The organism is Paraburkholderia sp. J67, assembly GCF_905220265.1.
Lineage (GTDB): Bacteria > Pseudomonadota > Gammaproteobacteria > Burkholderiales > Burkholderiaceae > Paraburkholderia.
This window is the reverse complement of the sequence record NZ_CAJMZK010000021.1, coordinates 93,211-118,031: the sequence shown is the minus strand read 5'-3', so window position 1 is coordinate 118,031 and position 24,821 is coordinate 93,211. Positions and strand designations below refer to the sequence as shown.

30 protein-coding genes and 1 pseudogene are annotated in these 24,821 nt (G+C 56.9%); 6 read left to right on the top strand and 25 right to left on the bottom strand.

Annotation, left to right across the window (positions count from 1 at the left end):
* Positions 1-406: 406 nt before the first annotated feature.
* The 13 genes and pseudogenes from U5782_RS29695 to U5782_RS29635 all read right to left on the bottom strand — a co-directional run bounded on the left by U5782_RS29695 (position 407) and on the right by U5782_RS29635 (position 7,135).
* On the bottom strand, positions 407-1,096 hold the full coding sequence (locus U5782_RS29695) for a UPF0489 family protein (protein WP_322047425.1): 690 nt from the start codon (positions 1,094-1,096) through the stop codon (positions 407-409).
* A gap of 97 nt (positions 1,097-1,193) precedes the next feature.
* A complete protein-coding gene (locus U5782_RS29690; protein ID WP_322047424.1) occupies positions 1,194-1,541 on the bottom strand; it encodes a DUF1304 domain-containing protein in 348 nt (115 codons plus the stop codon).
* Positions 1,542-1,680: 139 nt separating this feature from the next.
* A complete protein-coding gene (locus U5782_RS29685) occupies positions 1,681-2,610 on the bottom strand; it encodes a hypothetical protein (protein WP_322047423.1) in 930 nt (309 codons plus the stop codon).
* A gap of 26 nt (positions 2,611-2,636) precedes the next feature.
* Positions 2,637-2,806, bottom strand: a pseudogene (locus U5782_RS29680) (DUF6726 family protein).
* Complete coding sequence (locus U5782_RS29675; protein WP_322047422.1) at positions 2,803-3,072, bottom strand: hypothetical protein; 270 nt, start codon at positions 3,070-3,072, stop codon at positions 2,803-2,805. Before U5782_RS29675 ends, U5782_RS29680 begins: the two are co-directional and overlap by 4 nt.
* Positions 3,073-3,093: 21 nt before the next feature.
* A complete protein-coding gene (locus U5782_RS29670) occupies positions 3,094-3,270 on the bottom strand; it encodes a hypothetical protein (protein WP_322047421.1) in 177 nt (58 codons plus the stop codon).
* A complete protein-coding gene (locus U5782_RS29665; RefSeq protein ID WP_322047420.1) occupies positions 3,270-3,470 on the bottom strand; it encodes a hypothetical protein in 201 nt (66 codons plus the stop codon). Before U5782_RS29665 ends, U5782_RS29670 begins: the two co-directional genes overlap by 1 nt.
* Before the next feature lie 139 nt (positions 3,471-3,609).
* Positions 3,610-4,113: a super-infection exclusion protein B gene (locus tag U5782_RS29660; RefSeq protein WP_322047419.1), complete on the bottom strand. Its 504-nt coding sequence runs from the start codon at positions 4,111-4,113 to the stop codon at positions 3,610-3,612.
* On the bottom strand, positions 4,100-5,107 hold the full coding sequence (locus U5782_RS29655) for a hypothetical protein (protein ID WP_322047418.1): 1,008 nt from the start codon (positions 5,105-5,107) through the stop codon (positions 4,100-4,102). Before U5782_RS29655 ends, U5782_RS29660 begins: the two co-directional genes overlap by 14 nt.
* Before the next feature lie 215 nt (positions 5,108-5,322).
* On the bottom strand, positions 5,323-5,781 hold the full coding sequence (locus U5782_RS29650; RefSeq protein ID WP_322047417.1) for a hypothetical protein: 459 nt from the start codon (positions 5,779-5,781) through the stop codon (positions 5,323-5,325).
* Between the two features lie 22 nt (positions 5,782-5,803).
* Positions 5,804-6,301 (bottom strand): hypothetical protein, encoded by a 498-nt coding sequence (locus U5782_RS29645; protein WP_322047416.1) that lies wholly within the window; start codon positions 6,299-6,301, stop codon positions 5,804-5,806.
* A gap of 16 nt (positions 6,302-6,317) precedes the next feature.
* A complete protein-coding gene (locus U5782_RS29640; protein ID WP_322047415.1) occupies positions 6,318-6,698 on the bottom strand; it encodes a hypothetical protein in 381 nt (126 codons plus the stop codon).
* A gap of 230 nt (positions 6,699-6,928) precedes the next feature.
* Positions 6,929-7,135, bottom strand: coding sequence for a tyrosine-type recombinase/integrase (locus tag U5782_RS29635; RefSeq protein ID WP_322047414.1), 207 nt, complete (start codon positions 7,133-7,135; stop codon positions 6,929-6,931).
* A 333-nt stretch (positions 7,136-7,468) separates the two neighbouring features.
* Between U5782_RS29635 and U5782_RS29630 the strand changes: the two genes are divergently transcribed.
* The 3 genes from U5782_RS29630 to U5782_RS29620 all read left to right on the top strand — a co-directional run bounded on the left by U5782_RS29630 (position 7,469) and on the right by U5782_RS29620 (position 10,397).
* Positions 7,469-8,215, top strand: coding sequence for a GTPase domain-containing protein (locus U5782_RS29630; RefSeq protein ID WP_322047413.1), 747 nt, complete (start codon positions 7,469-7,471; stop codon positions 8,213-8,215).
* Positions 8,212-8,757 carry a hypothetical protein gene (locus tag U5782_RS29625; RefSeq protein ID WP_322047412.1) on the top strand — a complete coding sequence of 182 codons (546 nt, stop codon included), beginning with the start codon at positions 8,212-8,214 and terminating at the stop codon, positions 8,755-8,757. The genes U5782_RS29630 and U5782_RS29625 overlap by 4 nt, the downstream gene beginning before the upstream one ends.
* Positions 8,758-9,224: 467 nt before the next feature.
* On the top strand, positions 9,225-10,397 hold the full coding sequence (locus U5782_RS29620) for a tyrosine-type recombinase/integrase (protein ID WP_322047411.1): 1,173 nt from the start codon (positions 9,225-9,227) through the stop codon (positions 10,395-10,397).
* A gap of 312 nt (positions 10,398-10,709) precedes the next feature.
* Here U5782_RS29620 and U5782_RS29615 read toward each other — a convergent pair whose 3' ends face one another.
* The 8 genes from U5782_RS29615 to U5782_RS29580 form a co-directional block, all read right to left on the bottom strand.
* Positions 10,710-11,738 (bottom strand): hypothetical protein, encoded by a 1,029-nt coding sequence (locus U5782_RS29615; RefSeq protein WP_322047410.1) that lies wholly within the window; start codon positions 11,736-11,738, stop codon positions 10,710-10,712.
* Between the two features lie 112 nt (positions 11,739-11,850).
* Complete coding sequence (locus tag U5782_RS29610; protein ID WP_322047409.1) at positions 11,851-12,414, bottom strand: hypothetical protein; 564 nt, start codon at positions 12,412-12,414, stop codon at positions 11,851-11,853.
* Positions 12,411-12,977, bottom strand: coding sequence for a transglycosylase SLT domain-containing protein (locus U5782_RS29605; protein WP_322047408.1), 567 nt, complete (start codon positions 12,975-12,977; stop codon positions 12,411-12,413). Before U5782_RS29605 ends, U5782_RS29610 begins: the two co-directional genes overlap by 4 nt.
* Positions 12,974-13,396 (bottom strand): hypothetical protein, encoded by a 423-nt coding sequence (locus U5782_RS29600; protein WP_322047407.1) that lies wholly within the window; start codon positions 13,394-13,396, stop codon positions 12,974-12,976. Before U5782_RS29600 ends, U5782_RS29605 begins: the two co-directional genes overlap by 4 nt.
* 31 nt (positions 13,397-13,427) lie before the next feature.
* The gene (locus U5782_RS29595) at positions 13,428-14,417 is read right to left on the bottom strand and encodes a type VI immunity family protein (protein WP_322047406.1); all 990 of its coding nucleotides are present in this window, start codon (positions 14,415-14,417) and stop codon (positions 13,428-13,430) included.
* 147 nt (positions 14,418-14,564) lie between these two features.
* Positions 14,565-15,557: a type VI immunity family protein gene (locus tag U5782_RS29590; RefSeq protein WP_322047405.1), complete on the bottom strand. Its 993-nt coding sequence runs from the start codon at positions 15,555-15,557 to the stop codon at positions 14,565-14,567.
* A 43-nt stretch (positions 15,558-15,600) separates the two neighbouring features.
* Positions 15,601-16,644, bottom strand: coding sequence for a DUF4150 domain-containing protein (locus tag U5782_RS29585; protein WP_322047404.1), 1,044 nt, complete (start codon positions 16,642-16,644; stop codon positions 15,601-15,603).
* Positions 16,641-17,249 (bottom strand): hypothetical protein, encoded by a 609-nt coding sequence (locus U5782_RS29580; RefSeq protein WP_322047403.1) that lies wholly within the window; start codon positions 17,247-17,249, stop codon positions 16,641-16,643. The genes U5782_RS29585 and U5782_RS29580 overlap by 4 nt, the downstream gene beginning before the upstream one ends.
* Positions 17,250-17,513: 264 nt before the next feature.
* Between U5782_RS29580 and U5782_RS29575 the strand changes: the two genes are divergently transcribed.
* Positions 17,514-17,690, top strand: coding sequence for a hypothetical protein (locus U5782_RS29575; RefSeq protein WP_322047402.1), 177 nt, complete (start codon positions 17,514-17,516; stop codon positions 17,688-17,690).
* Between the two features lie 41 nt (positions 17,691-17,731).
* Here U5782_RS29575 and U5782_RS29570 read toward each other — a convergent pair whose 3' ends face one another.
* Genes U5782_RS29570 through U5782_RS29555 form a run of 4 tightly spaced genes read right to left on the bottom strand, consistent with a single transcriptional unit; the run spans position 17,732 to position 22,544 of the window.
* Complete coding sequence (locus U5782_RS29570) at positions 17,732-18,802, bottom strand: DUF2169 domain-containing protein (protein ID WP_322047401.1); 1,071 nt, start codon at positions 18,800-18,802, stop codon at positions 17,732-17,734.
* Between the two features lie 3 nt (positions 18,803-18,805).
* Complete coding sequence (locus U5782_RS29565; RefSeq protein ID WP_322047400.1) at positions 18,806-19,072, bottom strand: hypothetical protein; 267 nt, start codon at positions 19,070-19,072, stop codon at positions 18,806-18,808.
* Entirely contained in the window at positions 19,069-20,412 is a 1,344-nt protein-coding gene (locus U5782_RS29560) for a hypothetical protein (protein WP_322047399.1), read from the bottom strand. Before U5782_RS29560 ends, U5782_RS29565 begins: the two co-directional genes overlap by 4 nt.
* A 20-nt stretch (positions 20,413-20,432) precedes the next feature.
* Entirely contained in the window at positions 20,433-22,544 is a 2,112-nt protein-coding gene (locus U5782_RS29555; RefSeq protein WP_322047398.1) for a type VI secretion system Vgr family protein, read from the bottom strand.
* A gap of 620 nt (positions 22,545-23,164) precedes the next feature.
* Here U5782_RS29555 and U5782_RS29550 point away from each other — a divergent pair.
* Both U5782_RS29550 and U5782_RS29545 read left to right on the top strand, forming a co-directional pair.
* On the top strand, positions 23,165-24,028 hold the full coding sequence (locus U5782_RS29550; protein ID WP_322047397.1) for a hypothetical protein: 864 nt from the start codon (positions 23,165-23,167) through the stop codon (positions 24,026-24,028).
* Positions 24,025-24,813, top strand: coding sequence for a hypothetical protein (locus U5782_RS29545; protein WP_322047396.1), 789 nt, complete (start codon positions 24,025-24,027; stop codon positions 24,811-24,813). Before U5782_RS29550 ends, U5782_RS29545 begins: the two co-directional genes overlap by 4 nt.
* Positions 24,814-24,821: the final 8 nt, after the last annotated feature.

The window sequence follows — 24,821 nt, the reverse complement described above, 5'->3', positions numbered from 1 at the left end:
ACCTCAGACTTGCGGAATACGTTGACGAATGCAACAAGCCAGCCAACATAGCTGGTTACCGTTGCGCGCGTCGTTAGCTGGAGACCGTTCGGCAGCGGCAGATTCACGTCGCTTCGCGTCAATGCGTCCCACGCCATCAGACTTGCCACTCCACTCCGCATCCTGTTGCGTGCTCACGATAGCCTTCGAGGCAAGTTTGACTACAAATCGGTCTCGGTTTTCACATTTCTGCGTGTAATTCAGCACGACAGCGAATCCAGTTCCTGAGGCATCGTAAGTGTCGACCCGGTAATCCAAGCCATTTTCTTCATCCCTTGTACCCTAGACGGCTACCAGCCGATACGGGACGCACACGCGCCAGTTGCTTTCCTACCTCTTCTTGACGTGATCGCAAGTCTTCATTTTGTCAGGTGCGTTCGGATCGCCATTGCATGATCTGTGGGACAACTAGTTCAGCGAGATGACGCGTGTCGGCCTCGGTGCCGGAGTAATCGAACGAAAGGGACACCGTTACGACCGCGGCCCGTTCGATGACGGGCCGAACGCTTTGAAGGAAGGCTTGAATCTCGTCGTCCCCCCAAAGATCCCCAGTCGCCCACCTATCCGTTCGATTGAAGAGGTCAAGGCATAGATCGAAGATCACTGGCCCGTCAAAGTCCAGTTTCGCGAGCTGGTCCGCATTGTCATGCATATATTGGCGGGCTCCGGTTTCGATCAGCAATTGTTCGTCAAGGCCCGGTTCAGTGTCCGCCTGCTTACAGAAGAAGTGCACCTCTGTAACGAGCTTTCGTAGCACCGCCGGCGCGATGAATGAGTCAAATTGGACCCCCTCTTCGTTGCGAACCATCGTCTCGATTTCTGGAAGGTCCGCCGTAAGAAGATCGTCGCGGGCTTCGTCGTTCTCGTTGAAGTCGTTGATGCCATCCCAGTGGTAATCTGCGTGAACAAGAGAAAACGGACCGATGCCGCGTTCGAAGCCGACGCGCGTCCAAACAAGGAACGCCCACCGGTGATCGTCCATGAGCCATACGTCCGATCCGAGATCGGACAGATACTCGCTATTAGGAAGTAGCTGGCTAAAGTCGACTCTGGTCATATATTTCCCGTTTTCCTATGTGGCCCCGGCATCGAGCGCGAGCGTTATTGATCGCCGCAAGCACGTCATCGGCGTGAACAGGCCGTGACGTGGCGCGTCAGATACCTGCGGCCATCAACAACAGGCCGACCGCCGCAGGCAGCGCTTGAATATAAAGAATCTTGCGGCTCGCGGTCGACGCGCCGAAGAGACCCGCAATCAGCACGCACACTAGAAAGAAAATCTTGAAAGCGGGCGAATGCAGGATCAGGCCGGCGATCAGCCCAGCCACGAGAAAGCCGTTGTAGAGCCCCTGATTCGCCGCCAGAACCTTGGTCTGCTGCGCGAAATCGACCGTGGTGCCGAAGGCTCGCCGGCCAGCTGGCTTGTCCCACAGGGCCATTTCCAATACGACGATATAGAGGTGTATTGCGGCGACGAGGCCGACTACGATGTTGGATGGCATAGGGTGGGCGCTGCTCTGTTGAGTCGCTCAAGCATAGTTGTTTTGCACGTGCGGCGGCAATGCTCAGTGCACCGCGTGAAACGTCCGTTTCAGTCGGCATCCGGCCTACGGACGGACCGGTGGATCGTCAATAGGTTTCCTACCCGTTCAACAAACATCCCAACGCAAGGACCATTTCGCGCTCTGCCTTGTAGATATCTTCCTCGCTGGGGACGTTCCTCAGCAGACGGAGGGTGATCCGATGATTGAATCGCACTGCGTCCGCGAGCGCGCGATGTATCGATCGAAAGCCCTCCGGATTTCCCTTTCTGTATGGAAGGCCGGCGAGCAACCGTCTGACGTTGCCCAAGTACTCCCGCCGCCGACGGGCGATTCCATTTTCCGCCTTGCCTACGTAGCTGGCCAACAACACACCGGTTGATGCATCGTGTATCTCCCATAAGTACAGGAGTCGTTGGGTATCGTCCACTCCGTTCACGTCAAATGCAAAATCCAGAGAAAGCATTTCACTGGTTCGTTGCGAAGCGTCACCGAAAACGTTCAAAACGTTCGCGCATGGCGCACTTTCCAACTTCTCTTCGGCACTCAGGTCGGAGGTAATGTCTCTGACACCAGCGACCGACAGAACGGATTTGCGCAGATGCATCACGTGCCCGTTGACGTGCTTCCGAAAAATGGCAACACGCCCTACGGCGTCGTGAGTCATTGAGGCCGCCATAGAAACGTTCCATTCGCTGTCGAACGCAACCGCGACGAGCACGTCGAAATCGTTGCCCTCAAGGTTCCTGATAACGCCGAGCTGCGTCGAAGAGTTGTCGGGTGAAGTTCGCCGAGCCTTTATCTGATATCGGACGCCCCTCCCGTCAATCGCGTCGTAACCTTTAACTGACTTGTCCGCCAGTGACAGCCCGAGCCGTGACGAAACCAACCACTCGGCGTAATCGCCGGTCGGATTGTTACTCGAGCGAACGACGCCGCGTCGGCGTAGCTCATTAAGCACCGAGCTATGAACGGCCAGCAGATCAGGAGTCGACAGGTTCACCAAGTTTTGGAAGAACGTCTCCGACATAGATTTCTTGCCCTCGTTTTCCTGTTTCAGTCGATCGCAGCGGCGCAAGCGTCTGTAGGTGCTGCCGCAACGTGGTCGATCACGAGAATATCTTCAGTCCCGCCGATACGACGCGGCACGGTGCGGCTGCTGCGCCACAGCCGCTAAATCCGGTGAAAATGCATAAAGCAAGCATTAGACGCTTCATTCTTTTCATACGCCTGCGGCCCAGACGACGCGAACTGTTCTGACGTCAGTGAATTCTTCGTTAATTGCTGTGACTTTCAGTTGGAAGCCGCTGTAACTTATATCCATGAAATTCAGCGCAAAGTGCGTCGGCCCCATTACAGTTGCGTGGACCCATGGCAATATAGTGAATACTTCACCACCATCTGGCGCAAAATTGACCCTCAAATTCACAGAGTCGCCAGCCTTGAGTGCACTCACATCGATATTTACAGTTCCCTCTTTGGCGGACGTCATGAGTTTCCTGTTTTCTGTGGTCTAGGCGCTGCGCGCGTTCGTGCCGTCAGCATCGATAACGGACATACCGGCAGGCCGCGAATTCCAACGGTACTGCTGATGTTCACAATGCTGCGGGTTGATTTCGACCACGATACGATCGACCTCTGCTACGAGCATTTGCGAACCAGGCAGGCCAAGCACATCGGCGGCCTTCATCAGGCCGAAGCCGAATTAATCATGAGGCTCGCCAGCGCGGGCGTCTCAGCTCCGCGATCGACGTCACTCTTGCGGCCCGCCGCGTACAGGCCAACCGCCGCGATCATGCGACCAATTGGGGATTCCGCGAATCGCTCCGCATCGACCTCAGCCTGTGTGCTGTACTCACTGCGCACTTCTCGTGGAATGCCCGACATCATCTTCTCCTTCGATTTTCTTGGTGCCGGCGAGGCCAGCGTTTTCCTACATCAAAAGCTCGGGCTCGGCCGAGAGGATCTCGCGAGCCCATGGTTGCATGTTGAACGGAAACCCAAGGCCATAGGAAACAGATGATGCGCTCTAGAGCGCGCCTCTTCCCTCTAATCCTCGCACAGCCCCGTCATTAAGACGGTATATGACCGACGCCGTTTGGTCGCGGATATAGGGAACGAAAATTGTTCTTTCGCCCGGTGTCAGCGTAGTGAGCCATTTCCTCCTGACCTTCCGCATCCGCGCATCGTCTAACAGCGACCCGATAACGTTAAAGAGCCAGGACAGTCCGTGTGCGACGAGATACGCACAGGAAGCCATCAGCGTCAATCCTATCCACGTTCGATACTTGGCGACAAAGTCTGTGAGACCTGCACCAACAACCAAGTGCGCCGGGGCGTACAAAAGCGCTCCGCTATAGAGCGCGATGGCAAGCAGTGGCTTTACTGCGACCTGCCCGACTGCTTTTATGCCGTCAGCCATATCCCCAATCATCTCCATGTGAGCGCTTTCCTTGTTTTCCTTTGGGTGTTTGAACGTGACGTGGAGATCTGAAGCGCTCCCACTGTGGGGAACTTCATCATTTGAAACCATCGTGGCCCCCTGCTACGGCCAATACCAGACACAGACCCGCCACACTGAGGCGGTATATCATGCCCCGGTTTGAACGCCAGGCGGCGTAGGCTAACCACAGGAACAATGGGGTCAGGATCACAGCCCCCTTGTCGACATGTGGATTGTTGGCTGCCATGCCATCGGATAAGATGCCGCCCCCGATGAAGACCAGAAACGTAACGACCCAAAACTTGATCCAGGACTTGGCGCGCGAACGGCGTGGCTCACGCGCCCTGCCGCGCGATAAGCATGACGCACGCTCGCGTCTGCGCTCTTGCGCCGGGGGGCGTGTATCGACGCGGCGCCGCTCTTGGTCTTCGCGGTCAACCAAACGTTCCTGCAGCTTGGCCTCACTCACTTTGAGAGCGAAAGATTGTCGCTCCATCCAACGTCTGTGTTCGGCTTCGCGAATTTGCTCTGTCTGTGCGTCGGCTTCGGTCTGGCGTTGACGCCGTCTGTACGCCACCTCCTCTGCCTGTTCGGCTCGAGCGGCCCGCGCCTGCTGTTGTTCCCAACGCCTTTGCGCCGCCTGAGCCTCCCGAACCTCGGCGCGGGCTGATTGGTTGCGAGCAGCCTGCCGTTCTCTTGCCTCTAGTTTTTCCTGCTGCGCTTGCCGCTCCCGCATCTCGCGAGCGGCGTCGGGCGTCGAGGCCGCTCGCATCGATTGGACAAGACGCGCGAGGTCGTCTGTGGGGCTGCCGTGGGTCTGAAACGTCTCACGGTCGTAGGAGTGGCCTAGAGCGGCCCAGATACGGTGAGCCTCCTTTTCAGCCTCCCGCATGTGGGGGGCGTCATAGCACTCCACGACTTCGACACCGGTACAGCCGGTGATGCCGTGCATGTGATAACTTTGGGCGCGGCTCTTGAGTGCGCGGCTAAGCCCAATTTTTGAGCGTCCGTTGTCGAACCGAAAGCAATAGATGACAAATAGCCCATCGTAACGCTCGGCGCGGACCCGTACTTGTTCAAGCATCTGCTGGCCTTAGTGGAGAGTCAGGGTCTGACTGTAGGCGCAACGACGCCTCGAATCAGTCCCGTGCTCATACAGTTCAAGACACTCCATCACAGTCCGTTGCTCGACAAGCTTGATGATGAACCAACCTTGTCCGCTAATCCAACCGACCGTCGAAAGCCTCTCGCCGTAGAGCCGCGTTATGAGTCCCGCATCGCACATGTTGTTTTCCGTTATCAGTGGTCGGTCGATGGCAATCTGGTCGCATCGGCAGTACTCACTCGCCATTCACTATCGCCGCATCTGAACTGCTGCATCCAAACCTGCTTAAGCTCGTCGCCATCAACCACATCGGCTGCTACGATGACCCGCTTTTCGTAATTGCCAACGCAGCTGACGGTGATCGCACGCGAGGCAATGGCATCATCGTCGGAGCGAAGCGCAGCAATCTCGACGAGCGGCTCTTCCTTCTCATTTCCCGCGTAGGCCTTCGATGCCCCGCGCACTGTCAGATCGTCAAACCATCGAACGGCCCAAGTGCCGTCAGCCGCCCTTCGTTCGAGGACGACACCACGAGACCACCAAGCTGCCTCAGGCGATCGCTTGTGCCCAGGCTCTACCGGTCGCTCAGCCAGCGCGGGACCTGCTGTCAAGACTAAGGCGAGCAAAGTCGCGCCAACAAGCGATGCCTTCATCTTCCTCCTCGGTATCCGTGTCTTATGCGTCCCGCAAGCGCCAATGTGTTGGCGTGAGCGGGGGAACGGGTCCGGTGCCAAGGACGCGATTTTGGAAGTCGAGTATCGGAACATCGAGTGCGAAGCCGGGGCCGGGATAACCCTCCAGGCCAACCTGGCGGAGATAAAACGCCTTCGACACCAAGTCATCGGGAGCATGCTTAACATAGACCTTGGCGCTGTCGTGCCCTTCCGGGATGGTCGGAAGGGCGTCATGGACGCTCGTCCAATCGTCCGCCGGTTCGTCCGTGGCCATGGTCGACTGCGCAGCTGCATCCCGGCCGAAGCCGTGCTTGGTCGAGAACTCCTCGGCTTCGCTCAGGTCGTAGCGGGTGACATGCGCCAGCATCCCGCCAAATTTCTCGCCAAGCCTGGCTTTGTCGTGGAGTGTCATGTTCCGCGCGTCTTCAAAATGACGCTGTGCCTTGTACAGACGTCGATCAATTTCCAGACGCTCATCTGTTGTTACTTCGTCGTGCATTGCTGATTCCGATTTATTAAAATTTACGACTGACAAAGAAGGCACCGAAGCCGTTCGCCGCAGCAAGTATGTAGCTGACGTTGTTCGTCTTCAAACCGTACGCGGCGATCACGGCTTGGAAAAGACAGAAGCCAACGGCAATTATCCAATTGGAGCGGAATGTTCTCTTCCGCTCCGCTTCCGCATGAGACAGCTCAAGCATCTTCTGCTGATGAAGATTTCCCTCGCGGAGAGTCTTTTCTTGCTCGCGGATGCGAGTCGAATCAACGAACCCGTGTCGAAAGCTCTCGGCTGCCCTAGCGAGGCCGAATGCGTCTTCTCTTTCCTTGCTGCCAGGTACTGCCGGCTGTTGCGGACCCACGACTTGGTTAGGCTTAACGCCTGGTGCTTGCTCCATCGCTATTCCCCGTGCGCTTTTTGACTCCGGCTAGGCCGGTATTTTCCAGCTACTGGCCGGCGCGGGACGCTCGCGCGCCAAATGCATTCCACCATGTAGGTGCCCGTCGCGTCAGGCTATCCGATTTTCAGATCGGGCCAAGAACGCCAACCTTCCCTTCTTCATATCGGCAAAATTTTACGAGCCTGTATATTTTTGGTTCTTAACCGTCTATTTTTATGCGTATAGCATCAAATACCCAGGTCGAGCTTCGCGACGGCCTCAATCGTATCGCGTTTCGATACATCCAAATAAGGCGCGACATGATCCAGATTTGAATGGCCCAGGAGAATTTGGACCGTTTCGAGAGGGTGCCCGTTAGCGACCGACCGTGCCGCGAACGTCCTGCGGCCTGAATGACTACTGTATCCAGCTCCGAGACCAGCAGCGCGGTACAACCGGGTGGCTTAGCTTTGCAGGCTGTCAGCAGCCCAATACTCGGCAGGTTCTCCGTCAAAGCTCACACGACGCTTCACGCTCAGTTCGAACGGCCCGCTGTTGACACCCGACAAGGGGGACTGCCGCGATTAGCAAATCGCTCGGGCGCTCCAGCCGCGCGTGCTCGACAGTCCTGAGTCCGGCGGCCAAGCCCTTACGAGCCGGACCGTATCTTTTCGCTCCGTTCAGCCATTGCAGTCCAGCAGTGTTAGCATCTCGTGGGCGTCGAATCGCAAACATTTTGCAACGCCGGCGCCCGATAAAAGTGATCGCGTGACCTCCGGGGAAACATCGTGTCTGACAAAATCTCAGAATGGGAAAAGTTTTTCATCAAGCTCGCGCATACCGCCGCTTTGGCGATCGCAGGCTACGTTATGAAGAAATTTCCCGAGTGGTTTTCCAGTGTCAAGAATTGGTGGACGGGAAAAACGATCGCTATCATCGGCCCGACCGCATCAGGCAAGAACAGTATGTTCAACCAACTGCGGCATCAACCGGTACCCGAAGAACATATACAGACTCGCGGTGCCGAGAAGGTCAAGGACTTTGATTTCAAGTGGACGCTCCCAGGCAGTGACGAATTCGTCGAGTTCAAATGCAGGCGAGCGTTAAATATCGGCGGCGAGGCAGACGAGCGCGATCGCTACTGGCTACAAGCTTGCGAAGAGGCCGACGTGATCTTCTATCTCTTTGACTCCGCTAGGTTCAAAACGGACGAGAAGGCGACACTCCAACGTTTCCGGGATGACATGCAATGGCTGAGGGCAAACCTGCGTCACTGCAAGCGCACAGTCTCAGTCCACTTGCTTGCAAATAAGATCGACATTGCCTTCGGGCCGGATCTACGTGCAGCATCCGCGGACAAGGCAATGAAGGATCTGGTAAGGTTAATCGAGGAGTTGACGGAAGAGACGCTAGGAAGCGAGTTCAAAGGGTCACGCGTGACGGGAGTTACGCCGATCTGCACGCGCCACGAGACACTGTTCGGTGAGTACTTCGCTGGCGCGCTTTCTCTCATCGCTCAACTGAAACAGCAATGAAAACCAGCTGGATTCTTCCCGACAGAGCCCAGACGGGCACCATGTTACTTGACCTCGGAGACACCACCGAGCCATTGCATAAGGCACTCTCGTTGGCAAAGCTCCCGAGAGCATTCACGTTGGGCATCCCGGAGGAACTCTTTCAGCCCGGCCGGGAACAGAGGGTGTTCTACATGCAGTACGCCCGGCTAGAAGCGGGCGACGAGGCTATATTTTCTGCCTCACTCGAGGCCGGAAAGGACGTTGGTGGTCGCACGGTGGTGCTGACACTCCTAGTTCAGTTGGACGCGGGCGAGCAAATTCGGCCCGAGTTTATCAAAGAATGCTATCGTCCGAATTCCGCGTCGGACTATGCGAAAGAGATATTGAATCTCGTCGGGGGTCAGCTTGACGACCCAAACTCTTCCCTGCGCGAAATGCTAGATGCTGTACGTCGATTCCGTCACTGGAAGACGTTCGCTAGTGAAATGCTCCGCCGTGCTGCCAATCGCCCAGATTGGATGAAAAAAAAAACTTCCGATCTCGACTCAGATTACTTCTAACGCTTCTGGTGCGCAGATTCAGAGCAGGCAAGCGACCGCGATAGTGGTTTCGACAGCAATGGAGAATTTCCCAAAGCGTGACGGGAGACTACTCATTTTGGGTTAGCCATCCGCTGTTAGGGCGCCGGTTGCTCGGATCGCATAGGGTGATTGAGGCAAGAGCTTCAGTCTCTGTCGCGTCTCTCTAAAAGGACAATGAGCAGCGATCCGCGTCGGCGCTATCGGCTGCTGCAATCTGTAAGCGGCCATTTACGAGCTGACACAGGGAAGTGCGCTGCGGGTCGATATGACCCATTCGACGTTCGGATCCATAGCCGTCCCCGCCGTCCGGGTGTTCACCGGCTCCCCGACGTAGCGCCATTGGCGGGCTCACGGCGTTGAACTGTTCGCCTGTCGAATCTAGACATTACAGAAAGGGCGCGGGAATTGCTGCATCTCGGTGGTAACCGAAGACTGCCGAGTTTTCCATGGAAACCGTCCTCTTGACGCCTTGCCCGCTTGACAGGGTCGCGCTACCCGACGGCCTCGATGGCAGCGACTGCATAAACCGCGCCAGCGGCCGACGCCAGATCGCCGCCGACGACGATCTCGACGCCGTGCGCGCCTGGCTCGCCCGGGTGGCGGGCACAAAGACGACATTCGAAAACTATCGTAAGGAAGTTGAGCGACTTTTGCTGTGGTCAATCGTCGAACTCGGCAAACCGCTGTCGTCGCTTACGCACGAGGATCTGCTTCGGTACCAGCGCTTTCTCGCCGATCCGCAACCGCGCGGACGTTGGGTCGCAACCGAGCACAAGTTTCCACGGTCCGATCCTCGCTGGAGGCCGTTCCACGGCCCTCTTGCCGCGCCGAGCCAGCGCCAGGCCATGGTGATCCTCAACGCCCTGCTTTCGTGGCTGGTCGGCGCAGGCTACCTTGCCGGCAACCCGCTGTCGCTCTCCCGTCAACGCGCGCGTCGTGCATTGCCGCGTTTGACACGTTTCCTTGAGCGCGAGCTATGGCAGGAAGTGAAGGTCTACATCAATTCGCTACCGCGTGAGACGAACCGCGAACGGGAACGCTACTGGCGCGCGCGCTGGCTCCTTACGCTGCTTTACCTAGGGGGCCTGCGCATCTCCGAGGTCAGCGGCAACACCATGGGCCATTTCTTCTGCCGGCGTGACGTCAATGGACACGAGCGATGGTGGCTCGCCATCAACGGCAAGGGTGATAGGGAGCGGTTGGTGCCCGCATCGACCGAGATGATGGCGGAACTAGGGCGATACCGGAGCGCACGCCGTTTGCCCCCGGTGCCAGTGCCTCACGAGGATACACCGCTCGCTTTGCCGCTAGGCCATTCGATGAAGCCGCTTACACGCTCAGCACTACACGTCATCATCAAGGGCATCTTTACCGGAACAGCAGGAATGCTGCGCCTGCGCGGCGATCAGTACGCCGCGGCTGCGGCATTGCTTGACCATGCCTCTGCCCACTGGCTGCGACATAGCGCGGGTACTCATATGGCCGACGCGAACATCGACGTGCGGCTCATCCGCGACAACCTGGGGCACGCATCGCTATCGACCACTAGTCTTTATTTGCATTCCGACGATGATCGCCGGCATCGGGAAACCGTAAAGAAGCATCGCATCGACTGGTAGCGATCTCGCGCGCCCCTGTCAATCGGCAAAACTCTAAAGGTCTTCGGCTATCGACGGTAGACAGCAGGCTTCTCGAACGGCTGGTAGCGACATGGAAATGTTGTGCTGGCAGGCCACGTCTGTGTACGACTATCCAGGTTGGCCAAGCTGCGTCGGCCGACGCAGGTGTCTCTCGCATTGGCCCGCGGTGAATCGTTGCGCATGTAACGGTGCAGTGCGGGCAGGAAAACACCTGCGTCTGAGGTCGCATTATGGGTTGCCGCGTCCTGCTGACGAGATTCGGAACGGATAGGAAGCTTGAACGGCCAGACACTACGCGCGCAGGCGATCTGGTCGCACAATCGTGGGACCGATTAGAACCAGTTTTCGAAGCGATGACTGAACGCCATAAGGCTGCATGCGGAAGTGTGGCCGACGCCAATGTCCCGTCACCTCATGACCGCTGGCGCCGATCGCGCCGTGACTCGCTGCCTCAGCGTCGAGGATCGCTGGCCCGACGACATGGCGATCATAGAGGAGCTCTATTTCAGCGAGCCGTTCTGCACGACGGCGCTGCCCAAGCCGGCTGAATGATCGCGGCGCGTCCGAGTATGGTCTTTCGATGGCTACCTGAGCATCCCGCGCTTTAAGATACAGAAGCATCTTCACCGCGTAGTCGATGGAGTCGCGCAAATACGAGCGAATTTCCCGATAGGTCTCCGACGATCCGCAGACCTTATCAAGCAATGTGCCGATCGGCCGATCGGGTTTATCCAACGGTAGCTCCACCACCTCGACGACACCGCGCTGCTGCCCTCTTTCACCATGCATGCCCCACGTGACACACGCCAACGTCTGAGCTCCCCTGAAGAAGACGGTGGCGTCGCTCTTCTCGCCATTTCCCCAGGATGACGGCTCCGGGACAATACAAAGCGTCTGTGCAGGAAACTGCACGGCACCGATCGGCACATCGTCCGCAATGTAGGTATCCTCCAGCAGGCGATGCAGAGGCGGCGTTGGCTCGTAAATCACTCCTCGCCGAACCTCAAAGGCTTGCCAGATTGCGCTATGCGCCGCTATGGTCCCTGCCTCCCCTGGTCCGAGACTTTCAGTCCCATAGGGAAGAAGCCGTTTGGCGAGTTCGTCAAACTGATTGACGAGCGCCACGATCGAGCGCGTGCGCAGCATCTCGGAGACTTTGTTAGGTCCTTTTTCAACGACCTGTCGCCATGCCTCCCACACTCTGCCCGCGCCAGTCGCCCGAAAACGGACAAATGGTGGAAGCCGTTCGTAGCGCGGAGCATCCGAAAGTGCGGTGCGGTTCAAGGCTTCACAGAGAAGGCTACGAATCTCGAAGTCCATTTTGTCCTGCATCGCGGCAGCTCAACTCTTTCAGAGGGAGGAGATCGGGTGTTTCCGGAGAATGTTCTTTGCTGTGCTAAATCACGCAAATGAAGCAATTGCCTCCGTAAAGTTAGCGGGGTCGCACTGGGAGAAGTTCATGCCCAGGGACTGGCAGCTTGTCCGTTGCCATGCTCTCTTCGAGCTGCCCTTTACCAGCGATAAATTGATAGACGATATATTTCTTGTCAGTTTCGCCACCAAGGTTCGGAACCACAACGAGCATTTCGTGATCGCTCAGATAAAGCCATCGCGGGAGCGCCTTTTCTGCGAAATCAATTCTTTCCTCGGCGTGCGATTGGAGATTTCTGCGGATCACCGCACCCTTCCGGTATGGCGGCCCGTAATCCAGCGCGAAGATCAATGCACCATGAACACATTGCGCGAGAGCCACATTTCCGAACAAATCGGTGTTGGGCATATCGGTAAACGCTGGCTGCGTCTTGCCACCTTCGTCAACGTAAAGCGCAACTCCATCCTCTCCATGCGACTCTGCTTTTAGCGCTACAGGGGTGCCGTCAGCCATGGTGCATGACTTAATCGTTCGCAGCGGCTCAACTCTAGATTCGCCGGCGGTTGCATCGCCGACTATGAGCACGAGCGAGATAAATAGAAGCGAAATATTCAGGAATCTCATTTGACCATGTCTCGCAACGGTTGCATCGAATCCGGATCATCCTTTAGTTTCGTCGCGCAGGCGTTGATTTTCTGATAGTAGATCCCGTTTGAAAGCCCCCGATAACCCTTGTATGCATCCTCCACCGTCGAATTCTTTTCTACCCAATATTGCATGTATTCCGTGCCAAGTTGGATATTGGTCGCTTCGTCAAATATTTGCGGCGTAGAATGAAACGCAGCCGCATCATGAAAAGCCTCCTGGGACTGCTTGTCACTCGGGGTATGTCCGAGGTCCTTTTTCAGGCGCTCCTTGTAGACCTGTTTTGTCGCGGTTGCCGTCATCTGCATTAGTCCTTTCGCAGTGCTGCCGCTGGTTGAAGCCTGTGCATCAAATCGCGACTCCATATAGACCTGGCAGACAATCAGGTCATCGCTGAGCGTCGAATGATTGTTTGCCTTGACGATCTCGCGAATCTCCCTCAGGCGTGCTGAGTCGTCAATGGACACCGCCACCGGTTCGGTGTCACTACGCTTGGTCAGTTGGGCAGTCTGTTTTTTTACCAGCTTTTTCTTGGTCGTCATGCTGTTCTATCCCAATCAGGATTGAGAGGGGTGTACTCTTCATAAACGTAAATCGTCGCAGAAGAAGCTGCATCATCTGAAATTTTTCTGGTTCGCCCTTGCGCATCGGTACGACCTTCCAGCTTCTCCCCTTCTGCGGTCACGATTTCATAGGGTACGTCGGCAAGTGGCTTGCCCGTGTATTGATCCGTTAGTGTGAAAAATTGATTGTGACTCCAGCATGAGCACGTGGTGTCATAGCCGAGGGTATCCAGCATTGAGCACCCGGCAGAGTCCGATTGAACTTGTGAGAACGGCACATTGTTCCCCTGCGCGTCGAGCGTCGACGCACTGGTCGGCAAATTGGCTCTGTTGGGAAAAGTGGAAAGAATCGAATGCAACATCGCGCAATGCGTGCCGGCCTTGTGGTCCGTTGGCATAGTGGAACCTCGACGAGAAAATTACCGTGATTCAATCGAAGCGGCGGATCCAAGCCAGCGTTTCTTCTTTCTTGTCAAGGTTCTCCGGCACCCTGAAAAGTCTGCTTCGGTAGGCCTCAAAACGAACAGGCTTCGTGCAGCGGGCGACCATGCGATACACTTCGGGAATATCATTGCGAAATGTGTCACCCAATTGTGGGGCTTCTCCGGCTTGGATAACTGCTCCACCGTCATATTCGTGAATTTTGCAGGCTGGTTCGAGCTCCGCACACACTGACTCAATCCCCCCAAGTTCGTCAACAATTTCCGTATTGAGAATAGTTAGCCAGTTTACGCATTTGATTCGATTTTGCGTAGTGCCAGCTTGAGCGGAAAAATCAATACCATCGACAAAATCGAAACCCGGGAACCGTTTCATTATTGGTAGTGCATACTTGCTATTTTGTGACATACCAGATGCAAAGTTAAGCGCGAAACCTGCTGTACCATGCGATGGACGAAAAATCTCGCACCACCGCAGAACGGCTTGTAGAAGCACTTTGAAATTTAGCTCTCCTTTGTCGTTGCAAACCGGCATATTCGCTGATATAAAGGACAACTCTCTATATTCGTTGTATTTCACCAGCACATTAGCCTGATACGCATCAACATCGTCTTTCGGCAACCCGATATCTACGGCACCGAACAAGGATGTGCTGTAACCCTCTTCGGCTGCGTGACGGGCGAACTCTTTCCGAATCCGGGCCTCGAGATCACCTGCAATCTTGACGGTACGTCGTGCGTCCTCCGGCAGAAACTCGTTGACGCGCTCCGGAAACATCCGTTGGTAGTCTAGTTGAAACTGGAGTGCCTGTTCCCGCAGGACACCACGATCGACGTCTGGCAGAAATAGTTCACAACGCAGCCCAAATTTGGCAGCCGGTCCCGCGCTCGCCCGATCGTAGGGTAAATGCAATTTGTCGAGTACACACGGACCAACGCGCAACAGAGCAACCTCGGCGATAACTTCTTCAGGCTTCATCGTTCAATTCTTGGTTCAAAGTTCTTGGAGCGACGTGAGCAGTCACGAAATCGGAACGAGATTTTGCAGTGGAAATTCGCCAGATCGCTGCGCCTAATGGCCCGTTGGAACAAATGATTCTCGGCAATGATAGATATATCCCTAAAGTCAGTCGAAGCGGCGTATCCACGCCAGTGTTTCTTCTTTCTTATCGAGGTTCTGCGGTACTCTGAATAGCCGGCTCCGGTATGCTTCAAAACGAACCGGCTTCGTGTACCGCGCAACCGCGCGATATGCCTCTGGAACGTCATTGCGATAGGTGTCACCCAGCTGTGGGCCTTCGTCCGCCTGGATTACGACTCCGCCTGGATACTCGTGGATTCTGCACACGGGTTCAAGAGCGTCCCGGATAGGAGCGATTCCACCCAACTCGCTTATGATTTCGTCGCCCAGTACGGTCAGCCAATTTACGCATTTAATTCGATTGTGAACGGCACCCGCCTGGAGTGAAAAGTCAACACCGTGGATAAAGTCAAATCCCGGAAAACGCTTCATCAAAGGCAACGTGTATGTCGTATTCTGAGACATGCCCGACCCGTATATGAGCGTGAACCCAGCACTCCCATGCACTGGTCGACAGATGGCGCTCCATCGCAAGACAGCTTCGAGCAGCGCACTAAACTGCGGCTCTGCATTGTCTCCACACACAGGCATATACGCATCAACAAACGAAAGGTCGTGGTCGCTGCTACTGCTCAGCAAGACCTGGGCTTGATACGGGGGCACATCATCCTTCGGCAATCCAATATCGACTGGACCGAATAGTGCTGTGCTGTATCCCCCGTCGATCTCTGGGTTCTTTTCGTAATCTGCGATGATGCGAGTGTTAAGGTCGCCACCGATCTTGACTGTACGCCGCGCATCCCGTGGTAGAAAATCCACAACCCGTGTGGGAAACATCTGATGATAGTCAAGCAGAAATTGTCGAGCCTGCTCACGCAGAGCCGCCCTATCAGAATTCGGCAAATACAACTCACAGCCCAAACCGAATTTCGCGGCAGGCCCGGCACTTGGCCGATCGTAGGGCACATGCAGTCTGTCGAACAGACACGGACCACCATGCGACTGGACAAGATCAGCGATTACTTCTTCAGGGTTCATATCTTAATTCTCGACAGTGTTAGTTCAGAAGGTGTATGGCAACTCACGGCACCGGAACGAGATTACGCGGAGGGAAAAGTCTACTGGCTTCCGAGATGACGAGGACCGTCACGAGCGCTGCACCAGTGAGCCTCACTCCCGTGGTTGACGCCAGCGCATTACCAAACTTGTCCAAGAGGCTCTTCTGCTCCGCAGCCGGTGCGCCAACCGATACCGGCGCCTTTGGCGGCCAATCGTCGTTGCAGTCGCATTTTTCGTCAATGCGAAACTCATCGAAATCGTCCTCGTCGCCAGTGTATTTCGCGGCAATGCTCTTATACGCTTTTTCGGCCTCTGGCGTTAAGGAGTCGTCCCCAAACTTCATGTCGAAGAATTTCGTCGGCTTGCCATCTTCCACTCTTACAACATCGAGCCGTCTGGTGTTCGGCCAGAGCATGTTCGAACTCGGAATATCGCTATTCGCCTTGCTGCCTTTCAGTGTCCAGCTACCTTTTTCATAGGATACCTCTCTCCACATCTCTGCATCGGACTTCGGGTAACCATCTTTGTAATACTCTTCGTCAATCTTTTTTTGTACACATTCCTGATAGGTTTTTCCCGGCGGAAGCTTCCCTTCTAACTCTTTTAAGCAATCACAGGCCCATTTACATAGCTTATCGAAGAAATCCTGATCCTTCTTCGGCAGATCCCGCTGCTTCAGCCCTGCCATGTTCACCGTGTTCCGGTGATTCATGAAGAGCTTGTCGGTCAGACGGCACGCCGGCTTCTTGTCGATGAACACATCAAATGAGTGCGTGATCCAATCCGTTTCAGCCAGATGCGTGCCCGAAACGACGCCGCCCATGGAACCTGCCTCATCGAACACGCTCTTCGAGAACTGGCTTCCGTCGATCGCGATCATGTTTCCACCATCTGCGAACACCGATGTTGAGCCTTTCACCAGATCGCTAGAGTAGGCCTCGTTCTGATACGGGATAGGTATACCGTTTCCCGGCGTCTTGCACACATCTGGCAGTGTGTTGTGCGATACGCCTCCGCTGCCGCGATGACACAGCGTCAGCCCGTTGATATTGATGCTGATCGTCACGCGCACGCCTCCTGCAGCTTGGGAATGAGATCAAAAGCCCCTACGACCGCAGCGGCCCTCAGTGGATCGTCCGAGCTGGCGAGGATGAGTTGAGGTGAAGACCCTGGTTGACTGCGGGCGGCGTAGGCCGCGAGCGCGACATGCGCGACTGAGCTTGCAGCGTTCAGATCGCCGCTCGCCAACGCTGGGACGCTTCGTCGCCACTGAGGCGCGAGGCGCCTGGACAATCGCATCGCCGTGAATCCAAACTGGTCGGCGCGATAAGGTTCCCCATTTAGGTCTGCCATGATCGAGCCGATAGGATCCGGGCCGTAGCTCGCCGCCAGATCAATCGCGTCGCGTGCCGCCCTCGACAAGCCAGCGCCAATACAGACATCGCCAGAAGCATGGATCGCGGGCTCATCGGCGATGCCTGTGCCAAGAAGCCTGGCCCAGCCTGTACCAGGCTCGATCGAAGCTGTCAGCGCGACCGCCGCCGCGCCTTCTCCCGGCACACGTCCGTATGGCTGCGTGCGCGTTTCGCCTCGGTGTACGCTACGTGTTCCGTGCAGCAGCGATTGCATGTCGAGCCAGAACATCGCCTCCCGGGCGAGGCCGGATTCCACGCCCAACACCACGACAAGCGACTGTGGGTGCGCACGCAGGTACCCCGATGCCTCGTGGAGAGCCGCGATTCCGGCAGCGTGGCCACCCGGGCACTGCACAACGCGCTCCCAACGGAAGGGGCCTTCCTGTACGTTGCTCGTTACGGTTTGGAGCAGATCAGCAGGCATACCCGGCCGATTGTCGACATCAGGAAGGACGAGCCACAGCGCGCACGGTCGCGGTCGCCCCCTTGATGGGAGAGAGTCGCCCAAGGAGTTTGCCAGTTGATCCAGCACGGCTTTGGCGAGCACTCCCCAACGCCCGGCGTCAAACGGCAAATCGAGAGGGAAAAAACTTCCACGACACCTTTCACCGGCCTGGTCGAGGTAATCAGGATGACGTTGCAGCAAAGAAAGCTGAGCTCGCACTGCGGCGTCAGCGAGCGCGATCGTCGGGCCTGAGGGAAATGTACACGCTGCGGCAAGAATAACGGGGGCGCCGCTCATACCGACCTCGCATTTGAAAGAGGTGCTTCGCGCGCGTCAAACACAGGCGCATCGGGTCGGTCCAATGGCCGCCGCTTCATTGTTATCCGGGTTCGATCCAATTGATTAACCTTGGCGTGGCAGGCGAGTGTCATATGATGTACGACACTAATGCGTGGCTCATCGGGCTCCAGAATCACCGTATGAATCACGGGTCGGGTCTGCTCACGGCTCCCGTCGAAGAAGAACGTCTCACAGACGAGCGTAACTTTCGGCAACCGGAACACCAGCCTGCCACCCGGAACGACATCCGGCGGCGTGACGTTGATTAGTGTGACGATCTCTCCACCCTTTAGGTGGCCCGTTACCTGCTGGGCTTCGGGGGCGATCTGCCAGAAACGAGGGTTAAGATCCTCCGGTGGCAATGGGTGCCGCTCCTCCAGCCAGTTGTCGTCGTAAGTTCCCGCGAACTGCCGACGCATTGGCCAGTGGCCGGCGATTGCCCCCAGGCTGATCGCAGGTGCTACATCATCACGACCGCGAACAGGCTGGCCCACCAACTCGATATTCGGCAGCCATACCCGTCCTTCAGCATCTGACGCTACACCGCGGCCAACCGGATTTCGGCTTGCCGTCGGAAATTCCGGCATGTCGACGCCGAACGCACGCTCGTAGACGATTGGCATGCTGACAAACGGTTCGGGCTCTCCGGCGTGCCAGGACCAACGTTTCCTTTGCCAGTATCGGTCTCCAGTTACCCGCACCATCCTGTCCAGATTCGCCACCGTGAAGCCCGCCAGGATTTCACCTGCCGGCTTGCCACCGGGCGTCCACGCATGGCCATTGAGGATGACATCGGTCGCCGCTTTAGATGGCCCAAAATCGGTGTCATATTTAAGACTTGACAGGCCCTCATGCTGCACGGGTCCAGCGTTCAGTGATACCTGATCCGAAGCAAGCTTGGTGGTGCCGTTCGCAAGGATGTCATAGGTCGCTTTGATGGCAACCACCCAGACCTCAGCGCCGTTCGTGTCGCGCAACCACGTGCGGTCAGCCGCAAATGGCGTGTGATTCTCGATGCTCCACATGGATCAATTGAGCTCGACCTGACCGCCAGCAATGCGGTTTATGCCCGCCGCATCGCTCACAATGTACTCGCCACGCAGAGCAATCTTGCCGTTCGGGTAAAGCGTGATGCTTGCCTTACCGCAACGCAACGTGATCTTCTGACGCGCTTCGAACACCAGTTCGTCTTCCAGCTCCAAGGGCGCCTGCAAGCCGGAATTGAAGGTGCCCTCAGGTGATTCGTCACGTACGGCTACGGGCAATGGCAGCGTCAGTTCGAGCGCTTTGGTCATGACGTCAGTTTCCTGTCTAGTTCAGAGAAAATCGCGCGCTGAGCGCGCGCAGGCAGATGCACGGGAAATAACGCCGACTTCGCGAGGCGGTGCCGATGTTCGGCAGCGAGCCCCCGCCACGGAAGTGGGCCGCGGCGGATGACCTGCGCCAACCAGCCCTCTTCTATCGGGCGCCCAAGGATGTAACGTCGCGAGCAGTCAAAACGCATTTCGTTCTTTTGCCACCAGGTACGAAACGCTTCGGGGTTGGGCCACGGAAGCGCACGATCTACGTCCGGCGCTGGCATGCTGTCATCGCCTCCTTCAGGCTCAATGCGCCGTTGGCTGCTGGCCAGCCAACCGTCACGCGCTGGGTCTGATCCGGTGAGAAGTAAGAGTGACGCGCCAGCCAGCCGCGCAAGTTGCGGGTCATCGAGATAGCCGACAAGAGCCGGAATGCCATCAGGACGCCCCGTCCAGCCAAATATCTGAATCTGGGCTCGTTTCGATGCCCGGCCATCGAGCGAACTTGCGATCTCTGAGACCTGATCCGGCGCATGAACCGCCAAGCAACGGACTACCGATTCAGCCATCACAGCGTCGCCGCTACGGGCAAGCTCTGACATCGTGTCCAGTGCTCGCCGCGCCTCATTGGGAGGCCCGAAAACGAGTAAGGTCTCTGCGGCAGCGAATCGCACAGCCTCGCTCCGGTGTTCTAGATACGACAATGCCGCCACCGCCAGTTCAACTTTCCCGAAAAAACTGACTGCATCGAGCGCAGACAAGATTTCGCCTTCACCAGGCTCGTTGACCGCTTTCATCGCCTCCAGCACTCGTGACACCAAACCGCTGAAGTCCCGATAACGATCTCCCACCAGCTGTAGCCTGGTCGCCAGTGGGAAGCGCTCCAAGTACGATCGCAACATTGACGATGCGGGCGCCCATCTGAAAGCATCGATCAAGGGACTACCAAGGTCAGGCAGTACTGCCTGAATCGCCATGCAGGCCTCAAAGAGCGATTCGTCACGCGTCGCTAACGCAAAGAGTGCAATGACAAACATGTCTTCGGGCCGCAACGGCTCCTTTAATCTGTCCTGCAGATTGCTTCGCGCAGGTGCACCCAACGTCGCAAGCGCATCGATTGACGCGAGGAGTCGATCATCCGCAGTTTCAAGGTCCGCGAAATCCATCAGCGGATTCAATAGGAGCTGCGGCCTTCGGCGCCAGGCCAACGCGAGCAGATCGGCATGATGGTCGGCCAGCATTGCCGCCGTACTGCCAACGAGCATCGAGGATGCTGATTGCGCTGATGGCTCACCTGACGGGTCATGCATGCGTTCGTTAGCTATTGATGCGCTCACGGTACGAAATCAAGAATCGGTCAGTTGGTGTTGATGGTGCTACCGCTCAGCGTCAATGCGCCTGAGCCTTTTACGCTCACATTCGCGCCGCTGATCACTATGTCGCCATCACTCGTCATCACGATGCTCGCCTTGCCAGCCTTGATCTCGATCCGGTCACCGACATTCAGCGTGTACGTCTTGCCAACCAGAGTGGTTTTCGACAGGCCAACCTCTTCGCCACTGGCCAGTCCCACGGCTGTGTTCATCGCTCCAGCGACAGTGACAACGTATGCGCCGCCAACCGTCAGTGCCTTGGCCAGCCCGATCGTCTCTGCGGAGGCAAGTGCCACCAGCAGATTCTGCGCGCCATCAATCGTCTCGCTCCGGTTCCCGCCGACGGACAGGGTTTCGTTCCCGCCAACAGTCTCTGTCCGGTTCACACCAACCGAGATCGTCTCGTTATTGCCAACAGTCTCTGTGCGGTCGTTGTTCACCTGAACCATCTCGTCGTGGTCGATGGTCTTGACCCGGTCATTGCCGACCGTATGCGACTCGTCGTTCTCCACTTCGATGCGCTGATCCTTCTCCGCATGGATCCAGACCTCCTCCTGCCCCATCTTGTCTTCAAAGCGAATCGCATTGGCGTTCGCGGGCGTGGCGCCCTTGCTCGAGCGACTGAGCATCCCGCTCTGGGTCGCGTTCGCCGGCAATGCCCAAGGCGGCATGTTCTGCGCGTTGTAGACGCGCGAGATAATCAGGGGCCGGTCCGGATTGCCGTCGAGGAACAGCACGACCACCTCCTCGCCGATACGCGGAATCTGGATCATCCCGAATCCGCTGCCCGCCCATTGCTGTCCGACCCGCACCCAGCACGAGCTGCGATGGTCGTTCTGGCCAAGCCGGTCCCAATGGAATTGCACTTTCACGCGGCCCAGCGAGTCCGTGTAGATTTCCTCACCTGCCGGTCCGACCACTACGGCCGTCTGCGGGCCCGGGATCGTCGGCCGAGCGACGGTAAGCAGGGGGCGATACGGGATCTTCTTGCGCATGCAGGTAAAACTGCAGGCGTAGGACGCCGCCCCCGTGCTTGCCTGATAGTTATTCTGGCCAGAATGGTTGACCGAGAGAATCACGAACTGCCGGTCTTCCGGTTTCGTATCGTCGTGATCGTAGTGATCTTCGAGCTGGAAGTAGCGAAGCGGCATCAGCCGCCGGCTGTTGCTCGCACCGGAAAAGATCTTGCTATTAGCGGCGAGCGCTTCTGCTCGGAAGCTCGCGAGCTCACGACCCCGGCCGCTATCGGGGAATCCCTGCGGACCGACATAGTCGTAGATTTCATACGACGGCACGTCGCCCTGATTCACACTCGTCTTGCTCGACTGAAGCCGGCTGGCGCCCGGCACCTTGTAGTCGGCCGCCTTCAGCACCACGCTTCCTGGCGCCAGCTCGCGCGTCGACACGAAGGACGTGATGACATCGACGTCCTCCAGCGAATCGCCCTGTGAATAAGCCAGTTGCGCGCTCGTGCCATCGATCGCTGTGGCATTGGTCGAGCTATCGGTCACGATAAGCTTGTGGCCACCCTTCGCGTGTTCGAAGTAGAAAAACAGGCCTTCTTCCTGCATCAGCCGCAGCGCAAAATTCAGGTCGGTTTCCCGATACTGCGTGCAGTAGCTTCGCGTCGGGAGTTCCTTTGATAGCTTGAAATCAAACGAGGCGAGTGCACCGTATTCCTGGAATACGCTCGACAGGATGGTCTGAACGTTTTGCTCCTGGAATATTCGGATATCCTGCTGGCGCGAAAGCATCCAGAGCCACGGCCGGATCGTTGCGCTATAGGTTGCGAGACCGCCATCTGTATCCAGATGCGAAAAGCTTGTGACGTATCCGTGAAAATAACGCTCTTCGGAACTGGCCACTGCACTAGTCAACTGCAACGTGACTGTGACCGGCTGGCCGATCATTTTCTTGAGCTCAATATTCGCATCTTGCGATGCCAGATGCAGGTGAATGTCAAATAACTGTGAAATTCCCTCTGTGCCCTGAAAATCGACAAGCGCGAGCTCAGACAGGCCTCCTAGCGAAGTGTCGATCGTGAAAAGGCGATTGTTCTGGAGCTGAACGAAGCTGGAGAGATCGGACATTTGCATGAGATGCCCCGGAATGCCACGGAGGAAAATCGCGCAATATTAACGGAAAGAAAGCTCATGAGACTATGTGAAAATCGAAATTCAGATTGATTATGCGAATTGATTCAATATTCTGCAAATTTGCGCCCTCGAAGATGCGGAAACTATTTCCTGTAATTCAATATTAAGGAAATTATTGCATTTATCAACACAGACATTGTCTCAGCCCAGTGTCGTCGCTTATATTCCAGTCCTCTCCCGCGCACATATGCACGCCGATTACTGGTTTGCAGTCTGTCGCGGCGGCTCTCTGATTCTGTGTCGACTTGAATAAATCTATGCCGAATGCGCCTTCCCGCTGGGAGCCATACTGTCACAGGCCAGATGCCGCGTCCCATCTGTCAAACTTCGCTGGCAACGTGCTCGGAAGCAACGCTGGCGTCATTTTCTATGACGGGTCCGGCGCGACGCGGCTCAAGAGCGCACTCCCCGATTCCGATGGCGACACCACAGACCTCATTGTGTCGGTTCAACGCCCTCCGCTATTCCCCGTGGGTTTTGCGAGTGGCTCCGGCTCCAGAGGGGGCCAGCCAACCCAGCGTAGCAGCCTGAACGCAGTAATCCAGACAGGCGAGAGCCTGATGGCCGAGGCAGGTCAAGTCCGGACAGCTGCGGCGAAATTTATCGAGAATCACAAAACAGCGTTCGATGGCGTCGCCACCGCCGTCGACGTGCTCGGCGTCCTGTCCGGCATTGTGGCCGGACTCTCTTTAGCTGGCGGAGCAGTCGCATTTGCGCCTGCGATACTGGGCATGATTGCGGGTGTAGCGGCAGCCGCACTGCTGATAGAAGATGGCCGTATGTTCTACTACGAGATAACGGGAAACGAACTCCGCAAAAAGGAGCTTGCGAGTACCTGGCACTATCAGATGGTCGAAGCCGTTGCTCCGTGGCTCGCGGTTCCTGATCTCGCCGTCAGTGGTCTGTCAACCGTGCGCGAAGCGGGGCAAACTGCGCGGACCGTCGCTGGTGCCTCGAACCGGATCGAGGCGACGGCAGCTCGACTGGCAGACCAGCGTGATGCGATCGATGCCTATACCCAGTCGCATGCGACAAAGCTCGATCAATCCAATATTACGACCAAGATCCAGCGTATGCGGGCAAAAGCCAACAAGCTGGACAAGAATCTGCTACGTGCCCAGTCAAAGCTCGCCGCGGCCAGTCGCAAACTCGTCGTGTTGCGTACGATTGGGCTGCCAGCCTACGCCGGCACGATCTACGGGATGAGTGCCTACAGCATCGATCCGCCCAGCCTGGCTGATGGCCTGCAAGCGACCCAAAAAGCATGGCATGACAGATTTGCACCACCCACACCCACGCCCGACCCACATCATCCGGCGCATCTGCTCGTGCCATCCCAGTCCGCGCCACAGGTCGCAGGGAGCGCACAACCCGTTATGCAGTTCCAGGTCGCGGTGCGCCCGAAAGCGGGAGCGAGCCGATGAAGACGGTAAAACACCAACGCTACGCTGCTGACCGTGCACGAGGCGCTCTCCTGGCCAAGGGCGAACGACCGGGTGACCGTCCGCCGAACGCTCCCTGGGGGGCTGCGATTGCGTTTGGTGCATTCTTTCTTGCCGGTGGCGGCACGCTTCTGGAAGCCTATACCTGCCTCGCAAACTTTGCCGGATTCACTTTTGAGCAGTATATGCTCGTCGAAATTGCCGTGGTCTCGGTCTGGTTAATTCTGATCGGTACTGGGCTACGTCGCGGGAAACTCTGGGGAGTCAAACTTTTCCGATGGAACACCCACGCTTGCGTGTGCCTATTTGCGGCAAGCGCAGTAGGCGCGGTCTGGTGCGCTGCTGGCAGTCCGCCTCGAGATCCCGCATTTATCTGGATCTTTCTGTTCTTCGCTTCATTCCAGATACCGGCTTTCATCGTCATCTACCGCAAATTTGCGCGTGTACGATGGCTCGATCCCCTCTCCCTGCCCTCCGAGTGGGAGCCGCCTATGCGCTCGAACGTGGGTCCTGGCGGACGCAGGGCGCCGGTCAAGATGGGCATCGGCGGATGGATATGGTTCGCTTTTATCGCGATCGCGTTCACGCTGCGCTACTACCTGGGACTGATTCGAGCCGACTGGATCGGCGCATGGCTTGGAAGCGGCGACGGCCTGCAGGAAACTGCCGTATTCATGGCGTTTCTCACGCCTTTCATTGTGATCGGCATTACTGCGTGGTGGCTGATACGTCAAGCCCGACCTCGCGAGCGTGACGCCCGCCAGTGAACCGGCGT